We start from the raw sequence: 15,445 nt of genomic DNA, 5'->3' as shown, positions 1-15,445 counted from the left end.
TGCCTGACTACCCGTCAGGGTAGGGCTCTTCGCGGCGTACGCGCCCCTGGCGGGCACCCACGGGCGCAAGGTGAACGTCACGCGGAGGCGAGGTCGGGGCGCCGGCGGGCGCGGAGGCGGCGGAGCATGCGGGCGTCGTGGAAACCGACGGCGCGGGCGGCGGCTTCGAGGGTGGAGCCCTGCCCGATGAGATGTTCGGCGCGCTCGATGCGCAGCTCTTGTTGGTAGCGGAGCGGCGTGAGGCCGGTGGAAGCGGTGAAGCGCCGCGTGAGGGTGCGCTCGCTGAGCCCGGTGGAGGCGGCGAGGTCGGCGAGGGCGAGGTGGTGGGCGAAGCGGGCGTCGATCAGGTCCTGGGCGCGGTGAACGGCGTCGCTGAGGTGCCCGCGGTGCCGGAGCATGGCGCTGGTCTGGAGCTCGTCGCCGTTGCGCCGGGCGTAGACGACCATCTGCCGGGCGACGCGGGCAGCGGCGCCCGGCCCGTGCCGGACGGCGACCAGGTGCAGCGCGAGGTCGATGCCGCTGGCGATCCCGGCGGAGCTGACGACGCGGTCGTCCACGACGTACAGGACGTCGCGTACGACGGTGGCCCGCGGATAGTCGCGGGCGAGTTCGTCCTGCACGTCGTGGTGGGTGGTGCAGCGGCGGCCGTCGAGCAGCCCGGCCCGGCCGAGCGCGTCCGCCCCCGCGCACACGCTGGCGACGGTGCCGCCGCCCGCGTGGTGGGCGCGCAGCCACTCCAGGGTGCCGGGAGCGAGCGCGCCGTTCTCGTGGAGCGTGTGGGCCCGCCAGCCCGGTACGACGATCAGGTCGTCGGCCGTCAGACGGGGCAGTTCGGTGGCGGCGCGCAGCGCGAGGCCCTGCGCGGTGGGGACGTCTTCCCGCTCGGCGACGTACTCCAGCCGGTACCCGAGGCCGTAGTCGGCGGCCGTCGAGAACACCTGGGCGGGCCCGGCGAGGTCGAGCAGATGCAGGTGGGGCACGAGCAGGAAGACGACCCGGGTCACGATCCGGTCAGCTCCTTGACGGTCGAGACGGTGGCGAAGCGGCCCGCGAGAGCGTACTCGGTGCGCGCGATGATGTCCGCCGGGAGCAGCGTGCGCGGGTCGGCCAGCACCTCGGCGAGCGGGCGGCCCGCCGGCGCGTCGCGGTGCTCGATCGGCTCGGTGGCGGTCGCGTCCACCACGAAGGTGACGTCGTAGCCGAGGTCGGAGGCCAGCCGCGTCGTGGTCTCCACGCACTGCTCGGTGCGGATGCCGCAGGTGATCAGCGCGCGGATGCCGCGCGCGGTGAGGATCTGCTGGAGATTCGTGGTCGTGAAGGCGTTGTGCGCCGTCTTGGTGAGCAGCGGCTCGCCCTCGGCGCGGGTCAGCCCGTCGATCAGCCGCACGTGGCCGCTCTCCGGGTCGAAGACCGTGCCGGAGCCGGGCTCGGAGTGCAGGACCCAGATCACCGGGTGCCCCTGCTCGCGGGCGTGATCGACCAGGCGGGCGACCTGGACGGCGACCTCGGGGTCGGACGCGGCCTGCCAGCTCTCCCGCTGCCGGAAGGACTCCTGGACGTCGATGACGAGGAGCGCGGTCGCGCTCGCGGGGTTCGTGTTGTCAGCCATGACTCGATCCTGCCTCCGGCGCGGCCCTGCGGGTAGACCTGATCATGCCCCGCTGCGGAACGATCCGGTCACGCGGCGGGGCTCCTGCCGGTACGGACTCACACCGCCGCCCGCCACCGGATGAGGCGGGCGTTCCCCACGGGTAATGGCGGGGATGCGGGCGGGAAACAGCACTCGCCCATCCTCGGGGCATGGACATCGTGGTGGTCGGCGGCGGAATGGCGGGGGCGCGCCTCGCCCAGCAGCTCGCGCCGTACGCGGAGGCGCACGCGGACGCGCCGGACCGTGCGGAAGCGCCGGACCGTACGGTCACGGTCACGCTCGTCGGCGAGGAGCCGCACCCGCCGTACAACAGGGTGCTGCTCGCCGAGGTGCTCGCGGGCCGGTACGAGCCAGAGAAGATCACGCTCCCGGCCGTGGGCATCCGCACGCCGCCCCGGCGGGCGGTACGGCTGGACCGCGACGCCCGGCGGGTCGTCTGCGACGACGGTACGTCGCTCCCGTACGACCGGCTGGTGCTCGCGACCGGCTCCAACCCCGTACTGCCGCCGCTGCGCGGCCTGTTCGAAGACGGCGCGGACGAACTCCCGCTCGGCGTGCGCTGCTTCCGCACGATGGACGACTGCCTCGCGCTCGCGTCGGCCGCCGGACACGGCACCCGCGTGGTCGTGGTCGGCGGCGGACTCCTGGGCGTGTCCGCCGCGCAGGCGCTCGCCGCGCGCGGCGCCCGGGTCGTGGTCGCCCAGCAGGGCGAACGCCTGATGGAACGTCATCTGGACGACACCGCTGCCGCGTTGCTGCGCCGCCACCTGGAGGCCCAGGGCGTCGAGGTGCACACCGAGTGCCGCGTGCGCGGTCTGCTCACGCAGCGGACGCCCGACGGCCGCCGCGCCGTACGGTCGGTCGAACTCTCCGACGGCTACTGCCTCGGCGCCGAACTCGTCGTGCTGGCCTGCGGGGTACGCCCCCGCGTCGGACTCGCCCGCGCGGCCGGGCTCGCCGTCGCCCAGGGCGTCGTGGTGGACGACCTGCTCCGTACCTCGGACCCCGCCGTCCACGCGATCGGCGACTGCGCCCAGCACGACGGTGTCCTCTACGGCCTCGCGGGCGCGGCCCGCGACCAGGCCGACGTCCTGGCGCGGGTGCTGGTGTACGAGGCGCGGACGGACCGGCGGGCGCGTACGGACCTGCGGGCGCCCACGGCCGGGACGCGCGCCGAGGACATCCGTAGCGATACGGCCGGCGGCGCTCCCCGTTACGGCGGCACCCGTGCCCTGACCCGGCTCACCCTCGCCCCCGGCCCGCCGGGCTCCGGCGCCGCACTGCTCGACGGCGCCGCGCCCCTCGACGTGGCTGCGCCCCTCGACATCGCCGCGTTCGGCGACCCCGAGCCCGGTCCCGGGGACGACGTCCTGCGCCTGACCGACGGCACAACTGGCGCCTACCGCAAGGTCGTTGTGCGCGAGGACCGGCTGGTCGGGGGAATTCTGCTGGGCGATCTGGCCGCAGTCGGCACGGTCGCCGGGGTCTGGGAGGGCGACGAGCCGTTGCCCTCCGCCCCACTGCTCCATCTGCTCACCGACGACGGAGGTTACTGAGCATGGCCGCACACCTTACGGCGCAGCGGACGATCGTGCTCGTCGGCCACGGCATGGTCGGCCAGCGGTTCCTGGAGGCGCTGGCCGACCGGGGCGTGACCGCGCGTGACCGCGTCGTCGTGTTCTGCGAGGAACCGCGCCCCGCGTACGACCGCGTCCACCTGACCTCGTACTTCTCCGAAGGCACCACCCCCGAGGAACTGTCCGTGGTCGAGGACGGCTTCATGGAGCGGCACGGCATCGAGCTGCGCGTCGGCGACCCGGCGGTGGCCGTGGACCGTAACGCCCGTACGGTGACGGCCCGTTCCGGCCTGACCGTCCGCTACGACACGCTCGTCCTGGCCACCGGCTCGTACCCCTTCGTGCCACCGGTGCCCGGCAAGGACGCCGAGGGCTGCTTCGTCTACCGCACGATCGAGGACCTGCTGGCCATCGAGGCGTACGCGAAGCGCCCGACGACGGTGACCGGCGCGGTCGTCGGCGGCGGGCTGCTGGGACTTGAGGCGGCGGGCGCGCTCAAGGGCCTCGGACTCGCCACGCACGTCGTGGAGTTCGCGCCGCGCCTGATGCCCGTGCAGGTGGACGACGGCGGGGGCGAGGCGTTGCGCCGTACCGTCGAAGGACTCGGCGTGAGCGTGCACACCGCCGTCGGCACCCAGCGGATCGGCACCGGGCCCGACGGGCGCGTCAACTCCATGGCGCTGTCGGACGGTTCGGCGCTCGCCACCGACCTGGTGGTGTTCTCCGCCGGGGTCAGAGCGCGCGACGACCTCGCCCGCTCCTGCGGGCTGCCGGTCGGCGAACGCGGCGGCGTCGTCGTGGACGAGCGCTGCCGTACCGCCGACGAGGCGGTCTACGCGATCGGCGAGTGCGCGCAGGCCGCCGACGGCCGGGTGTACGGACTGGTCGCGCCCGGCTACGAGATGGCCGAGACCGCCGCGCGCACCATCGCGGGCGACGCGGGCTCCTTCACCGGCGCCGACCTGTCGACCAAGCTGAAGCTGCTCGGCGTGGACGTGGCGAGCTTCGGTGACGCGCACGGCGCCGCCGCCGGCTGCCTCGACGTCCTCTACTCCGACTCGCGCTCCGGCGTCTACCGCAAGCTGGTGATGGGCGCCGACGGCACGCTGCTCGGCGGAATCCTGGTCGGAGACGCGGAGTCGTACGGCATCCTGCGCCCGCTGACCGGCTCGGTGCCGCCGGTCGCGGCAGAACACCTGGTGCTGCCCGCCGGTGCGGGAGCGCCGGTCCTGCTCGGGCCCGGCGCGCTGCCCGACGAGGCGGTGATCTGTAGCTGCCACAACGTCACGAAGGGCGTGATCAGGGGCGCGGTCACCGAACACGCCTGCGGGACGGTGCCCGAGGTCAAGAAGTGCACCAAGGCCGCTACGGGCTGCGGCAGTTGCGAGAAGGTGGTCGGCCAACTCGTCACCGCTGAACTTGAGGCGAACGGCGTCACCGTCGACAAGGGCCTGTGCCGCTGTTTCGCGCACACCCGCGCCGAGCTGTACGAGATCGTGCTCGCGCTGCGCATCGGCTCCTACCGCGAACTGCTCGACGGGCACGGCCGCGAGACGGCCAGAGGCGGCGAGGGCTGCGAGATCTGCAAGCCGGCCGTCGCCTCGGTCCTGGCCTCGCTCGCCCCGGCGATCGGCGCGTCCGTGCACGTCCTGGACGGCGAACAGGCCGCGATCCAGGACACCAACGACCGCTTCCTCGCCAACATGCAGAAGAACGGCTCCTATTCGATCGTGCCGCGCATCCCCGGGGGCGAGATCACCCCGGAGAAGCTGATCGTGATCGGCGAGGTGGCCCGCGACTTCGGCCTCTACACCAAGATCACCGGCGGCCAGCGGATCGACCTCTTCGGCGCCCGCATCGAGCAACTGCCGTTGATCTGGACCCGGTTGGTCGACGCGGGCTTCGAGTCGGGGCACGCCTACGGCAAGGCGCTGCGGACGGTGAAGTCCTGCGTCGGCGAGACCTGGTGCCGGTTCGGCGTGCAGGACAGCGTCCGGATGGCCATCGGCCTGGAGCTGCGCTACCGCGGGCTGCGCGCGCCGCACAAGCTCAAGTCGGCCGTCTCCGGCTGCGCGCGCGAGTGCGCGGAGGCGCAGAGCAAGGACTTCGGGGTGATCGCCACCGCGAGCGGCTGGAATCTCTACGTCGGCGGCAACGGCGGGGCCACCCCGCGCCACGCGGACCTGCTCGCCCAGGACCTCTCGGACGCCGAACTCGTCCGGCTCATCGACCGGTTCCTGATGTTCTACGTGCGCACCGCCGACCGGCTGGAGCGCACCAGCGTGTGGCTGGGGCGGATCGAGGGCGGCCTGGACCACGTACGCGAGGTGGTCGTCCATGACTCGCTGGGCATCTGCGACTCGCTGGAGGCGCTGATGGCCGCGCATGTCGCGCACTACCGCGACGAGTGGGCCGACACCGTCAACGACCCCGAGCGGCTGCGGCGGTTCGTGTCCTTCGTCAACGCGCCGGACACCCCGGACCCGACGGTCCGCTTCGTCCCCGAGCGCGGCCAGATCAGGCCGGAACCCGCGACCGCCCCGGCCGCCGTACCGGTGGCCCTGTCCGAGACGGTGACCGTATGACCACGCATGTGACGCGGGCCATGGTGCGGATCGGATTCGGCGAGGGGTGGGTGCCGGTGTGCGTGCCCGGACGCGTCGAGCCCGGCCGGGCGGTGGCGGTGCTGCTGCCCGACGGCTCGCAGGCCGCGGTCTTCCGGATCAGGGGCGGCGCGCTCCACGCCATCGGCAACGTCGACCCGTTCACCGGCGCGGGCGTGCTCGCGCACGGCCTGACCGGCTCGCTCGACGGCCGCCCCTACGTGGCGTCGCCGCTGCTCAAGCAGCGGTTCGACCTGGCGAGCGGGCGGTGTCTCGACGACGACGCGGTGGCGGTGCCGGTGTATCCGGTCGTCGAGGAGTAGCCGCCCGCTCGCCCGGCTCTCAACTCACCGTGCAGGCGGTGCCGTTGAGGGTAAAGCCGGTCGGTTTCGGGTTACTGCCCGACCAGTTGGCGTTGAAGCCGAAGTCCACCGTGCCGGCCGCCGCGATCGTCCCGTTGTAGGACAGATTCGTGGCCGTCGCCGCGGTGCCACTCTGGGTGACCGTCGCGTTCCACGCCTGCGTGACCGTCTGGCCCGGCGCGAAGGTCCACTTCAGCGTCCAGCCGTTGACCGGCGCGGAGCCGTTGTTCTTCACCGTCAGATTCGCGGTGAAGCCGGTGTTCCACTGGTTGACCCCGTACGTCACCGCGCAGCCGCCACCGCCGGGCGGTGTGGTGGGCGGAGTGGTCGGGGGAGTGGTCGGCGGTGTCGTCGGCGGTGTGGTGGTCGTACTGCCGCCGAGCGCCGTACGGACCGCGGTGTAGGCGGGCTTGGGCTGGTAGTTGTCGTCGTACAGCAGAGCCGCGCCCTGGCCGGGGAAGACACCCGGAATCCACGAGGTCGCGTCCGAGACCCCCCACACCGTGATGCCCACGCAACGCGACACGCCCAGGCAGGCGTTGACCACCGAGGTGTAGTCATTGGCCTGCTGCTGGAGCCTGGCGGCGTCCGACGGGGTCTGCATCCGGATGTCCAGCTCCGTGATGGCCACGTCCACGCCGAGGTCGGCGAAACGCTGGAGGTTGGCCTTGAAGGTCGACGGCACCTGACCGAGGATCAGGTGCGCCTGGAAGCCGACGCCGTCGATCGGAACGCCCTGCTGCTTCAGGGACTTGACCAGGTTGTACATGCCGTCGCTCTTCGGGCCCGTGCCCTCGACGTTGTAGTCGTTGAGGTAGAGCTTGGCGCCCGGGTCGGCGGCGCGGGCGGCCGTGAACGCGTCCGCGATGTACGACGAGCCGAGCTGGTTGTACCAGAGGTCCTGGCGGAAGGTGCCGTCCTCGTTGAACGGCTCGTTGACCACGTCCCAGTGGACGACCTTGCCCTTGTAGTGCGTCGCCTCGTCGGTCACGTGCTTGATCAGGATGCTGTGCAGTTCGGTGTTGCTGAAGCTGCCGGAGGTCAGCCAGTTGGGGAGCTGGCTGTGCCACACCAGATTGTGGCCGCGGACCTGCATGTTGTGCGCCTGCGCGAAGTTGACGATCGAGTCGCCCGGCGCCCAGTTGTACGTGCCGCGGCTCGGCTCGACGGTGTCCCACTTCATCTCGTTGCCGGGAGTGACCATGCCGAACTGGGCGCCCGCGATGGGCCCGCTGGCGCCGGTGGCCTCGCTCGCGGTCAGGGCGGTGCCCATGTAGACGCCCTTGGCCGCGGCCAGGTCGCGCAGCGGCGGGTCCGCGGCGTGTGCCGACGGCACGGTGACGGCGATCAGCGCCGCTGTCGCCGCCAGCAGGGCCGCGCCGGATCCGCCGATGGCGGATCTGAGGGCTCGCTTGGAGAACATGTGTGAATACCTCTTCCAAGTGGGGGATTGGAGCAGGCAGTTCGGTATGCGTGGTTGCGAGCGATGCGCGTGGGACGAGGGAGGAACGCATCGAATGTTTCGATACGAATTCCGACTGCGGCGCAGACCCTACGGGCACCCCACCTGGCCGTCAACACCCCCGGCAATCACCGCACTTCGGACGGGGGCGGTGCGCGTACGGCTCGTCGCGTGGGTGCGTGGGTGCGTGGGTGCGTGGGTGCGCGGGTGCGCGAGTGCGCGGGTGCGCGAGGACGCCTAGGCCGGGGACCGGGTGCTGCTGCGCTCGACCAGCCGGGTCGCCAGGTCCACCCGCAGCGTGCTCGGCTGCTTGCCGCGGCTCAGGTCGAGCACCAGCCGGGCGGCGGCCTCCGCCATCTCGGTCAGCGGCTGCCTGACCGTGGTCAGCGGCGGGCTGATCCAGCGCGACAGCGGCAGGTCGTCGAAGCCGATCACGCTCACGTCGCCCGGAATGCTCAGCCCCAGCTCGCGCGCCGCCTCGTACAGGCCGAGCGCCTGGAGGTCGTTGCCGGTGAAGACGGCGGTGGGCCGCTCCGGCAGCCGCAGCAGTTCGAGCCCCGCGGTGTAGCCGGCCTCGTGGTGGAAGTCGCCCGCCCTGACCAGCGCCGGGTCGAAGGCGACCCCCGCGGTCTCCAGCGCGGCGCGGTACCCGTCGATCCTGGCCCGGCTGCACATCATCCCCGCCGGGCCGCCGATCACGCCGATCCGCCGGTGCCCCAGCTCCAGCAGGTGCCGGGTGGCGGCCACCCCGCCCTGCCAGTTGGTCGCCCCGATCGCGGGCACGTCCTCGCCGGGGTCGCCCGCCGGGTCCATCACCACGAACGGGATGTCCCGGCTGGTGAGCTGCGCCCGCTGGGCCGGGTCGAGCCCGGACAGTACGAGGATGACGCCGGTCGGACGCCGGGCCAGCACCCCGTCCACCCACGTCTGCCCGGGGCTCAGACGGCCCGCCGACTCCGAGAGCACCACGCTCAGGCCCTCGACCCGCGCCACGTTCTCCACGCCCCGGATGACCTCCATCGCCCACGCGCTCTCCAACTCGTGGAAGACCAGGTCGAGCAGCGGCGCGGGCTGTGCGTTGCCGCGCCGCCGCTGGTAGCCGTGGAGGCGCAGCAGCTCCTCCACCCTGCTCCGCGTGGCGGGCGCGACATCACCGCGGCCGTTGAGCACCTTCGAAACAGTCGGAGCCGAGACGCCCGCGGCTCGGGCGATCTCGGCGAGGGTGGCCGCGCCGGCGCTGCCGCCCGCGTTTCCGCCCGCGCTCGCGCGGCCCGCCGCTCCCGCCGCGCCGTTCGACGGCGTGTCGGGCTGGTCGGCTGTCCTGGACGGTACGTCTGCGGCGCTCATGCCTGCGATCGTAGCCCGCCGCCGCCCTATCCGTCCGACCCCGGGGTGCGCCATTTACCCGGCAACAATCGGTAACCGACTCGAATCATTCTCCATTCGGCCCCTCACCGCGCACCAGTGCCCCGCAGGGACGCGGCAAACCGCGCGATCAGCCGGGATGCCGGCGCGGCCGGAAACGGGGGTGGCATGGCCGATTCCGGGCGGGCGGGTGGGGGAAGCGGGGTGCGACGGTGACGGGATGACCTTCTTCGAGCGGTTTCCCGAGCCACCCCTGCCGGAGACGCCCGAGCGGCGCCGCCGCGATCCGTGGGAGCAGCCGGAGCACGTGCTGCCCGCGTCCGCCCCCGGCGAGGTGATCGTGGTGCGGACCGCCGACGCGGCGGTGTGGCTCGGCTCGGTGCGGGCGTATCCGAATGGGTTCGCCTGCGCGGTACGGGTGGTGCGCAGGGAGGCGGGGGCGGGGGCGGGCCGGACGCCGGGGCCGTTCGCGGCGCGGTACCGGCATGCCGATCCCTTCGAGGCGGAGGACCGGAACACCGGACTGCGCCTCGGCATCGAGTACGCCGACGGGCGGCGCGCGGCGACGGGCCAGGGGCTGCCGATGTGGTTCCAGGGTCCGCGGGACGAGGACCTGCTGCGGATCCAGGCCGGGGGAGGCGGTGGCAACGCACTGTGCTGGGACCAGGACCTGTGGATCTCCCCGCTTCCGCCGGACGGCCCGGTGACGCTCGTCGGCACCTGGCCCGACATCGGAGTGGACGAGCAGCGCGCCGGGCTCGACGGCACGGCGATCCGCGCCGCCGCCGCGCGGGCGCTCGAACTGTGGCCGGCGGACGAGTTCGTCGACGACGGCCTGCCGGGCGCGAGCGTGTACACGGTGACCGTCAGCACGTCGGACGACGGCACCGAGGACGCCCAGGACGCTGAGGACGCGTAGCCGTCACTCGCCGGTCGGCTCCGCACCGGCAGCGGTACCCGTACCCGTACCCGGACCCGTATTCGTGTCCGCGCCGCCGGAGGCGACCGTCACCGACGGCTCGTGCCGCACCGGAAAGTTCACCGAGTTGGCGATGAAGCACAGCCGTCGGGCCTCCTCGTGGAGGGCCTGGGCGGCGGCGGCCATCGCGGGGGAGGCGATCTCGACGGCGGGCCGGAGTACGGCTTCGGCGAAGTGGCCGCCGCCGTCGCCGGTCTCCCGCATCGTGCCGGTCGCGTGGTCGGTGTAGCCGGTGACGACCACGCCGTTGACGGCGCAGACGTGGAGGTACGACAGGAGATGGCACTGGGAGAGCGCGGCGAGGAGCAGCTGCTCGGGGTTCCAGCGGTCGGCGTCACCGCGGAAGGCGCGGTCGGCGGAGCCGGAGATGGCGGGGAGCCCGGCCGCGGTGACCTCGTGCGTACGGTCGTAGTCACGGTAGGAGCTGGTGCCCGTGCCGCGGTTGCCGGTCCAGACGACCTCGGTCTCGTAGGAGTGCTGACGGGCTGACGGCATGGCTCGATGTCCCTTCGGGTCGCTCAGTCGGTGAATCGGGCGCCGCAGGTGTCCAGGACGTGGCGGCGGGCCGCCTCGGCCGCCTCGCGCGCCCGGCCCCCGGTGATCGCGGCCAGCAACTCCCGGTGCTGGGCGTTGACCTGGGCGGGCCGGTGGGGCGGGTCGAGGGAGGCGCGGGTGGAGACGAGGATCTGGTCCCACAACCGGTCGAGCGAGGCGAGCGCCACGGGGTTCGCGGCGAGTACGGCGATCCGGCCGTGGAAGCGGCGGTTGTGGGCGACGGCCTCGGCGAGGCGGCCGGCCAGCGTGGCCTCTTCCGTACGGTCCGCCTCGCGGACCAGGTCGGCCAGGTCGGCGGGGGCGATCCGGCCCTCGGCCTGGCGCCCGGCGGCCAGCTCGGCGGTGAGCGCCTCCAGGGCGGCTCGCACCTGGTAGGTGTGGCGCAGCGCCTCCGCGTCCAGCGCGACCACCCGCACACCGCGCCCCGCCGAGTGGACCAGCCCGTCGGCGACCAGCGCGTGGAACGCCTCGCGCACCGGCGTCCTGCTCATCTCCAGCGACAGCGCGACCTCGGTCTCGGTGAGCCGCTGGCCCGGCGCGTAGGCGCCGTCCATGATCAGGTCACGCAGCCGTGCACGGGCGGAATCGGTCTGCTGCACACGGCGAGGCTAGCTTCCGCATCCATTGCATGCAATGGATGCACTGGATGCACCGGTTACAGAAGGAGGGGCCCGGGGTGTACGGCTCAGGCCCGCTCCACCCGCTCCACCCGCTCCACCCGCACCGCGCACACCTTGAACTCCGGCATCCGAGACGCCGGGTCCAGCGCCGGATTGGTCAGCGTGTTGGCCCGGCCCTCGCCCGGCCAGTGGAAGGGCATGAAGACGGTGTCGGGCCGGATCGCGGGGGAGAGGCGGGCGGGCGCGACGGCCCGGCCGCGGCGGCTGGTGACGGCGATCGGCTCGCCCTCGCCGACGCCGAGCCGGGCCGCGAGCCGCGGATGGAGCTGGACGAAGGGCCCAGGCGCCGCCGCGTTCAGCTCCCGCACCCGCCGGGTCTGCGCGCCCGACTGGTACTGCGCGAGCACCCGCCCGGTGGTCAGGTAGTACGGATACTCCGGCGTCGGCTCCTCCGCCGAGGGCCGGTGTTCCACGGCCGTGAACCGGGCCCGCCCGTCCGGCGTCGCGAACCGGTCGAGGAACAGCCGTGGCGTGCCCGCGGGTTCACCCGTCTCCGTACGCTCCGCGCCGTCCCGCGGGCACGGCCAGAAGACGCCGTCCTCCGCGACGATGCGCCGGTAGCTGATGCCCGAATAGTCGGCCGGGCCGCCGGCGGAGGCGCGCCGCAACTCCTCGAAGACCTCCTCCGGGTCGGCGGGGAAACCCTTCTCGCAGCCCAGCCGGCCGGCGAGCGCGCCCAGCACCTCCAGGTCGCTCCGTACCCCCGGCGGCGGGTCGACCGCCTTGCGGCGCAGGATCACCCTGCCCTCCAGATTGGTGGTGGTGCCGGTCTCCTCCGCCCACTGCGTGACCGGCAGCACCACGTCCGCCATCGCGGCCGTCTCGGAGAGCACCACGTCGCAGACCGCGAGGAAGTCCAGCGCGGCGATCCGCTCCTCGACGTGCCGGGCGCGCGGCGCGGACACCACCGGGTTGGAGCCCATGAGCAGCAGCGCGTGCACGTCACGGCCGAGGGCGTCGAGCAGTTCGTACGCGCTGCGGCCCGGCCCCGGCAGGTCGTCGGGGTCGACGCCCCAGACGGCGGCGACGTGGGCGCGCGCCGCCGGGTCGTCCAGCTTGCGGTAACCGGGGAGCTGGTCGGCCTTCTGGCCGTGCTCGCGCCCGCCCTGGCCGTTGCCCTGCCCGGTCAGACAGCCGTAACCGGACAGCGGGCGGCCCGCACGGCCGGTCGCCAGGCACAGATTGATCCAGGCGCTGACGGTGTCGGTGCCCTTGGCCTGTTGCTCGGGGCCGCGCGCGGTCAGCACCATCGACTCCGGCGCGTCGCAGAACAGCGCGACCGCGCGCCGCAGTTGAGGCACCGGCACTCCGGTGATCCGCTCCACCAGCTCGGGCCAGTGCGCCATCACCGCGGGCAGCGTCCGCTCCCAGCCCGCGGTCCGCCCGGCGATGAAGCCGGTGTCCAGCCGTCCCTCGGCGACCACCAGGTGCAACAGGCCGAGCGCCAGCGCCAGATCCGTGCCGGGCCGCGGCTGGAGGTGCAGGTCGGCCTGCTCCGCGGTCCTGGTGCGGCGCGGGTCCACGACGATCAGCGTCCCGCCGTTCCGCTTCAGCTCGGTCAGGTAACGCAGCGCGGGCGGCATCGTGTCGGCCAGGTTGGAGCCGACGAGGATCACGCACCCGGTCGCGGACACGTCCGCCAGCGGGAACGGCAGCCCCCGGTCCAGGCCGAACGCCCGCTGGTGCGCGACCGCCGCCGACGACATGCAGAACCGGCCGTTGTAGTCGATCTGCGAGGTGCGCAGCACCACCCGGGCGAACTTCCCGAGCGCGTACGCCTTCTCGTTGGTCAGCCCGCCCCCGCCGAACACGCCCACGGCGTCCCGCCCGTGCTCCGCCCGGACCCGCAGCAGTCCCGCCGCGACCCGGTCCAGCGCCTCCTCCCAGCTCGCGGGCGCCAACGCGCCGTCCGCGCCCCGCACCAGCGGCCCGGTCAGCCGCACCGCCGTGGACAGCACCTCGGCCGAGGTGCGGCCCTTGCCGCACAGCGCCCCCCGGTTCACCGGGAACGCCGTCCGCTCCACCACCTCCGGTCCGTCCGCCCCCGCCCGCAACGTCATCCCGCACTGCAACGCGCAGTACGGACAGTGCGTGTCGACCCCACCGGCCCCGGATTCAGGCTGGGCCCCGCCCCCGGAAACGGCCCCGGACTCGCCCCCGCCCCCGGACTCGCCCCCGTGCACGGAGACACCCCCGGCCGAATCCCCCGCTCCACGTACTGGAATGCTCATTCGGCCACCCTGCGCGGCCCGTGTTTCCCCCCGCCGCCCGCGGCCGTTACGCCCCGGCCACACTCACCTCAGCGCGCGGGCCCGCCCGCTGTGAGGGCCCGTGCGACCCCCGGCTCACGCGGCCCCAGGAAGTGCGGGTTCGGGCGTATCACCACGTCCGCCGCCGCCTTGCCCGCGGCCAGCAACTCCCTTACGCCGCCCGCGTACCAGGTGGCGTCGTGCGGCTCGTCGACGGCTATTCCGTAGGCGTCGATCCCGGCGGCCTCGCAGAGCGCCAGGGCCCTGCGTATGTGGAAGTCCTGGCTGACCAGGACGGCCCGGTCGACCCCGAAGACCCGCTTGGCGCGGCTGCACGAGTCCCAGGTGTCGAAGCCCGCGTAGTCCAGGACGACCTTGTCGGCGGGAACGCCGTGCGCGGCCAGGTAGGTGCGCATGGCGCCCGGCTCGTCGTACGACGTACGGCTGTTGTCGCCGGTGACCAGCACCACGCGTATCCGGCCCGTCCGGTACAGCGTCGCCGCCGCGTCCAGCCGGTGCGCCAGATACGGCGACGGCTTCCCGTCCCAGAGCCCGGCGCCGAAGACCACGGCCACCGGCTCCTTCGGCACGTCGGCCAGCGTGCGGACGCGCCCGCCGTCGGCCAGCCGCAGCCACGTCGCGGGCAGCAGCGCCAGCACGCACACGGCCACGCTCCACCGCAGCAGCCGCCGCCACCCCCGCCGCGTGCGCGGCAACCGCGCCCATGACGGTGTCCACCCCCGGACCCGCGCCCCCCACGTCCGCGCCCACGTCATACCGTCCACCCCCTGACCCGTCATCGCACCCGCCCCTCGCCGACCCGTGCCCCCTCCGTGACCGACGCCGGACACCCCCGCCCGGTTGCGTTATGGATCACAGTAGGACCCACCACTGACAACGCCCCCCGGAGCGCCCGCGTGACCGACCCCCGCCTCCCCTTCTTCCTCTACGGCACGCTGCTGCCCGGCGGGCGCAACCACGGCGTGCTGCGCGGCCGGGCCCTGACCTGGACACCGGCCGAACTGCCCGGCGCGCTGCTCTTCCACGGCCCCGGCTACCCGTACGCCGTCCCCGACCCGGCGGGCGGGGGCGTCGTCCACGGGGCGCTGACGGCGGTCGGCCCCGAGGCGTACGCGGACGTCCTCGCCGACCTCGACCGGCTGGAGGAGTACGCGCCGGGCGATCCCGCCAACCTCTACGAGCGCCGCCGTACGCCCGTGCGCACCGCGGGCGGACCGGCCCCCGCCTGGGTGTACTTCGCGGCCGACCGTACCGCCCGTGAGCTGCTGCTCTCCGGCGAGCGCGTCTCCGGCGGCCGGTGGCCTCACAGCGGACCCGCGGCCGGGTGAGAGCACCGAAACCGGCTGTTGCGCCTGCGCGAACGACGAGGCAACCCGGGCACGTCAGGATCACGTTATGAGCCAGCCGCACACCGGAGCCCTGTCCCGTGCTCGCGCAGGGGGGTTCGCCGGTGGCCATGGAGCCGCGGAAGGGCGGCAAAGAAGGGGGGGTTCGCGGTGAACTCGCGCACGGAGCCCGCCACCCTCCACCCCGCCACCCTCCACCCCGCCACCCTCCACCCCGCCCCCCGGGAGCCGCTGCCCGTGGGCCGACCGACGCTGGTGGCCGTCGCCCACGGCAGCCGGGACCCACGCGCGCCGCGCACCGTACGGGAACTGCTGGAGCGGGTACGGGCCCGGCGGCCGGGTCTCGACGTCCGGCTCGGCCACATCGAGCTGAACGAGCCGCTGCTCACCGACGCCCTCGCCGTACTGCGCGGCGACGCCGTCCTCGTGCCACTGCTCCTCGGCCGCGGGCACCACGTCAAGCACGACCTCCCGCGGGCCCTGGCGGGAGCGCCCCGCCCGCGCGGCCTGATCGCCGCCCCCCTCGGTCCGCACCCCCTGCTCGCGACGGTCCTGCACGCACGCCTGACGGAGGCGGGCTGGCCCGCGGCGCCGG

At 73.7% G+C, this 15,445-nt stretch carries 13 protein-coding genes and 1 pseudogene; 6 read left to right on the top strand and 8 right to left on the bottom strand.

The genetic code is table 11. From position 1 onward, the window contains the following. Nucleotides 1-77 precede the first annotated feature (77 nt). Entirely contained in the window at nucleotides 78-1,004 is a 927-nt protein-coding gene (locus tag BGM09_RS08035; protein ID WP_188280756.1) for a GlxA family transcriptional regulator, read from the bottom strand. Continuing rightward, nucleotides 1,001-1,609 (bottom strand): isochorismatase family protein, encoded by a 609-nt coding sequence (locus BGM09_RS08030; RefSeq protein WP_188280755.1) that lies wholly within the window; start codon nucleotides 1,607-1,609, stop codon nucleotides 1,001-1,003. The genes BGM09_RS08035 and BGM09_RS08030 overlap by 4 nt, the downstream gene beginning before the upstream one ends. A gap of 191 nt (nucleotides 1,610-1,800) precedes the next feature. Between BGM09_RS08030 and BGM09_RS08025 the strand changes: the two genes are divergently transcribed. The 3 genes from BGM09_RS08025 to nirD are packed head-to-tail and all read left to right on the top strand — an operon-like array spanning nucleotide 1,801 to nucleotide 6,154. Next, entirely contained in the window at nucleotides 1,801-3,207 is a 1,407-nt protein-coding gene (locus BGM09_RS08025; protein ID WP_188280754.1) for an NAD(P)/FAD-dependent oxidoreductase, read from the top strand. A gap of 2 nt (nucleotides 3,208-3,209) precedes the next feature. Next, on the top strand, nucleotides 3,210-5,813 hold the full coding sequence (gene nirB, locus BGM09_RS08020; protein ID WP_188280753.1) for a nitrite reductase large subunit NirB: 2,604 nt from the start codon (nucleotides 3,210-3,212) through the stop codon (nucleotides 5,811-5,813). Beyond that, the gene (gene nirD, locus BGM09_RS08015) at nucleotides 5,810-6,154 is read left to right on the top strand and encodes a nitrite reductase small subunit NirD (protein ID WP_188280752.1); all 345 of its coding nucleotides are present in this window, start codon (nucleotides 5,810-5,812) and stop codon (nucleotides 6,152-6,154) included. The genes nirB and nirD overlap by 4 nt, the downstream gene beginning before the upstream one ends. A gap of 19 nt (nucleotides 6,155-6,173) precedes the next feature. Here nirD and BGM09_RS08010 read toward each other — a convergent pair whose 3' ends face one another. Both BGM09_RS08010 and BGM09_RS08005 read right to left on the bottom strand, forming a co-directional pair. After that, nucleotides 6,174-7,616 carry an endo-1,4-beta-xylanase gene (locus tag BGM09_RS08010; protein ID WP_188280751.1) on the bottom strand — a complete coding sequence of 481 codons (1,443 nt, stop codon included), beginning with the start codon at nucleotides 7,614-7,616 and terminating at the stop codon, nucleotides 6,174-6,176. Nucleotides 7,617-7,892: 276 nt separating this feature from the next. Continuing rightward, the gene (locus BGM09_RS08005; RefSeq protein ID WP_188280750.1) at nucleotides 7,893-9,002 is read right to left on the bottom strand and encodes a LacI family DNA-binding transcriptional regulator; all 1,110 of its coding nucleotides are present in this window, start codon (nucleotides 9,000-9,002) and stop codon (nucleotides 7,893-7,895) included. A gap of 238 nt (nucleotides 9,003-9,240) precedes the next feature. Between BGM09_RS08005 and BGM09_RS08000 the strand changes: the two genes are divergently transcribed. Then, on the top strand, nucleotides 9,241-9,939 hold the full coding sequence (locus BGM09_RS08000) for a hypothetical protein (RefSeq protein WP_188280749.1): 699 nt from the start codon (nucleotides 9,241-9,243) through the stop codon (nucleotides 9,937-9,939). Nucleotides 9,940-9,942: 3 nt separating this feature from the next. Here BGM09_RS08000 and BGM09_RS07995 read toward each other — a convergent pair whose 3' ends face one another. The 4 genes and pseudogenes from BGM09_RS07995 to BGM09_RS07980 all read right to left on the bottom strand — a co-directional run bounded on the left by BGM09_RS07995 (nucleotide 9,943) and on the right by BGM09_RS07980 (nucleotide 14,259). After that, on the bottom strand, nucleotides 9,943-10,494 hold the full coding sequence (locus BGM09_RS07995; RefSeq protein WP_188280748.1) for an OsmC family protein: 552 nt from the start codon (nucleotides 10,492-10,494) through the stop codon (nucleotides 9,943-9,945). A gap of 23 nt (nucleotides 10,495-10,517) precedes the next feature. Next, nucleotides 10,518-11,153 carry a GntR family transcriptional regulator gene (locus BGM09_RS38795; protein WP_188280747.1) on the bottom strand — a complete coding sequence of 212 codons (636 nt, stop codon included), beginning with the start codon at nucleotides 11,151-11,153 and terminating at the stop codon, nucleotides 10,518-10,520. A gap of 86 nt (nucleotides 11,154-11,239) precedes the next feature. Next, nucleotides 11,240-13,333: pseudogene (locus tag BGM09_RS07985) on the bottom strand (molybdopterin oxidoreductase family protein); the annotation flags it as partial. Between the two features lie 200 nt (nucleotides 13,334-13,533). Then, nucleotides 13,534-14,259: a vancomycin high temperature exclusion protein gene (locus BGM09_RS07980; protein WP_188280826.1), complete on the bottom strand. Its 726-nt coding sequence runs from the start codon at nucleotides 14,257-14,259 to the stop codon at nucleotides 13,534-13,536. 141 nt (nucleotides 14,260-14,400) lie between these two features. Between BGM09_RS07980 and BGM09_RS07975 the strand changes: the two genes are divergently transcribed. Continuing rightward, nucleotides 14,401-14,832, top strand: a complete 432-nt coding sequence (locus BGM09_RS07975) for a gamma-glutamylcyclotransferase (RefSeq protein ID WP_188280745.1) — start codon at nucleotides 14,401-14,403, stop codon at nucleotides 14,830-14,832. Between the two features lie 249 nt (nucleotides 14,833-15,081). Further along, nucleotides 15,082-15,445, top strand: a 364-nt coding sequence (locus tag BGM09_RS07970) for a sirohydrochlorin chelatase (RefSeq protein WP_223186499.1), incomplete at its 3' end; no start/stop codon positions are given.

The organism is Streptomyces sp. CBMA29 (assembly GCF_014596445.1).
GTDB lineage: Bacteria > Actinomycetota > Actinomycetes > Streptomycetales > Streptomycetaceae > Actinacidiphila.
This window is presented reverse-complemented; position numbering and strand designations above follow the sequence as displayed.

Bases quoted from the DNA above. Each gene is read 5' to 3' on its own strand.
- BGM09_RS07995 (WP_188280748.1), bottom strand. From the start codon at position 10,494: ATGCCGTCAGCCCGTCAGCACTCCTACGAGACCGAGGTCGTCTGGACC.
- BGM09_RS07980 (WP_188280826.1), bottom strand. From the start codon at position 14,259: ATGACGTGGGCGCGGACGTGGGGGGCGCGGGTCCGGGGGTGGACACCG.
- BGM09_RS08010 (WP_188280751.1), bottom strand. From the start codon at position 7,616: ATGTTCTCCAAGCGAGCCCTCAGATCCGCCATCGGCGGATCCGGCGCG.
- BGM09_RS08000 (WP_188280749.1), top strand. From the start codon at position 9,241: ATGACCTTCTTCGAGCGGTTTCCCGAGCCACCCCTGCCGGAGACGCCC.
- BGM09_RS08005 (WP_188280750.1), bottom strand. From the start codon at position 9,002: ATGAGCGCCGCAGACGTACCGTCCAGGACAGCCGACCAGCCCGACACG.
- BGM09_RS08030 (WP_188280755.1), bottom strand. From the start codon at position 1,609: ATGGCTGACAACACGAACCCCGCGAGCGCGACCGCGCTCCTCGTCATC.
- BGM09_RS08025 (WP_188280754.1), top strand. From the start codon at position 1,801: ATGGACATCGTGGTGGTCGGCGGCGGAATGGCGGGGGCGCGCCTCGCC.
- nirD (WP_188280752.1), top strand. From the start codon at position 5,810: ATGACCACGCATGTGACGCGGGCCATGGTGCGGATCGGATTCGGCGAG.
- nirB (WP_188280753.1), top strand. From the start codon at position 3,210: ATGGCCGCACACCTTACGGCGCAGCGGACGATCGTGCTCGTCGGCCAC.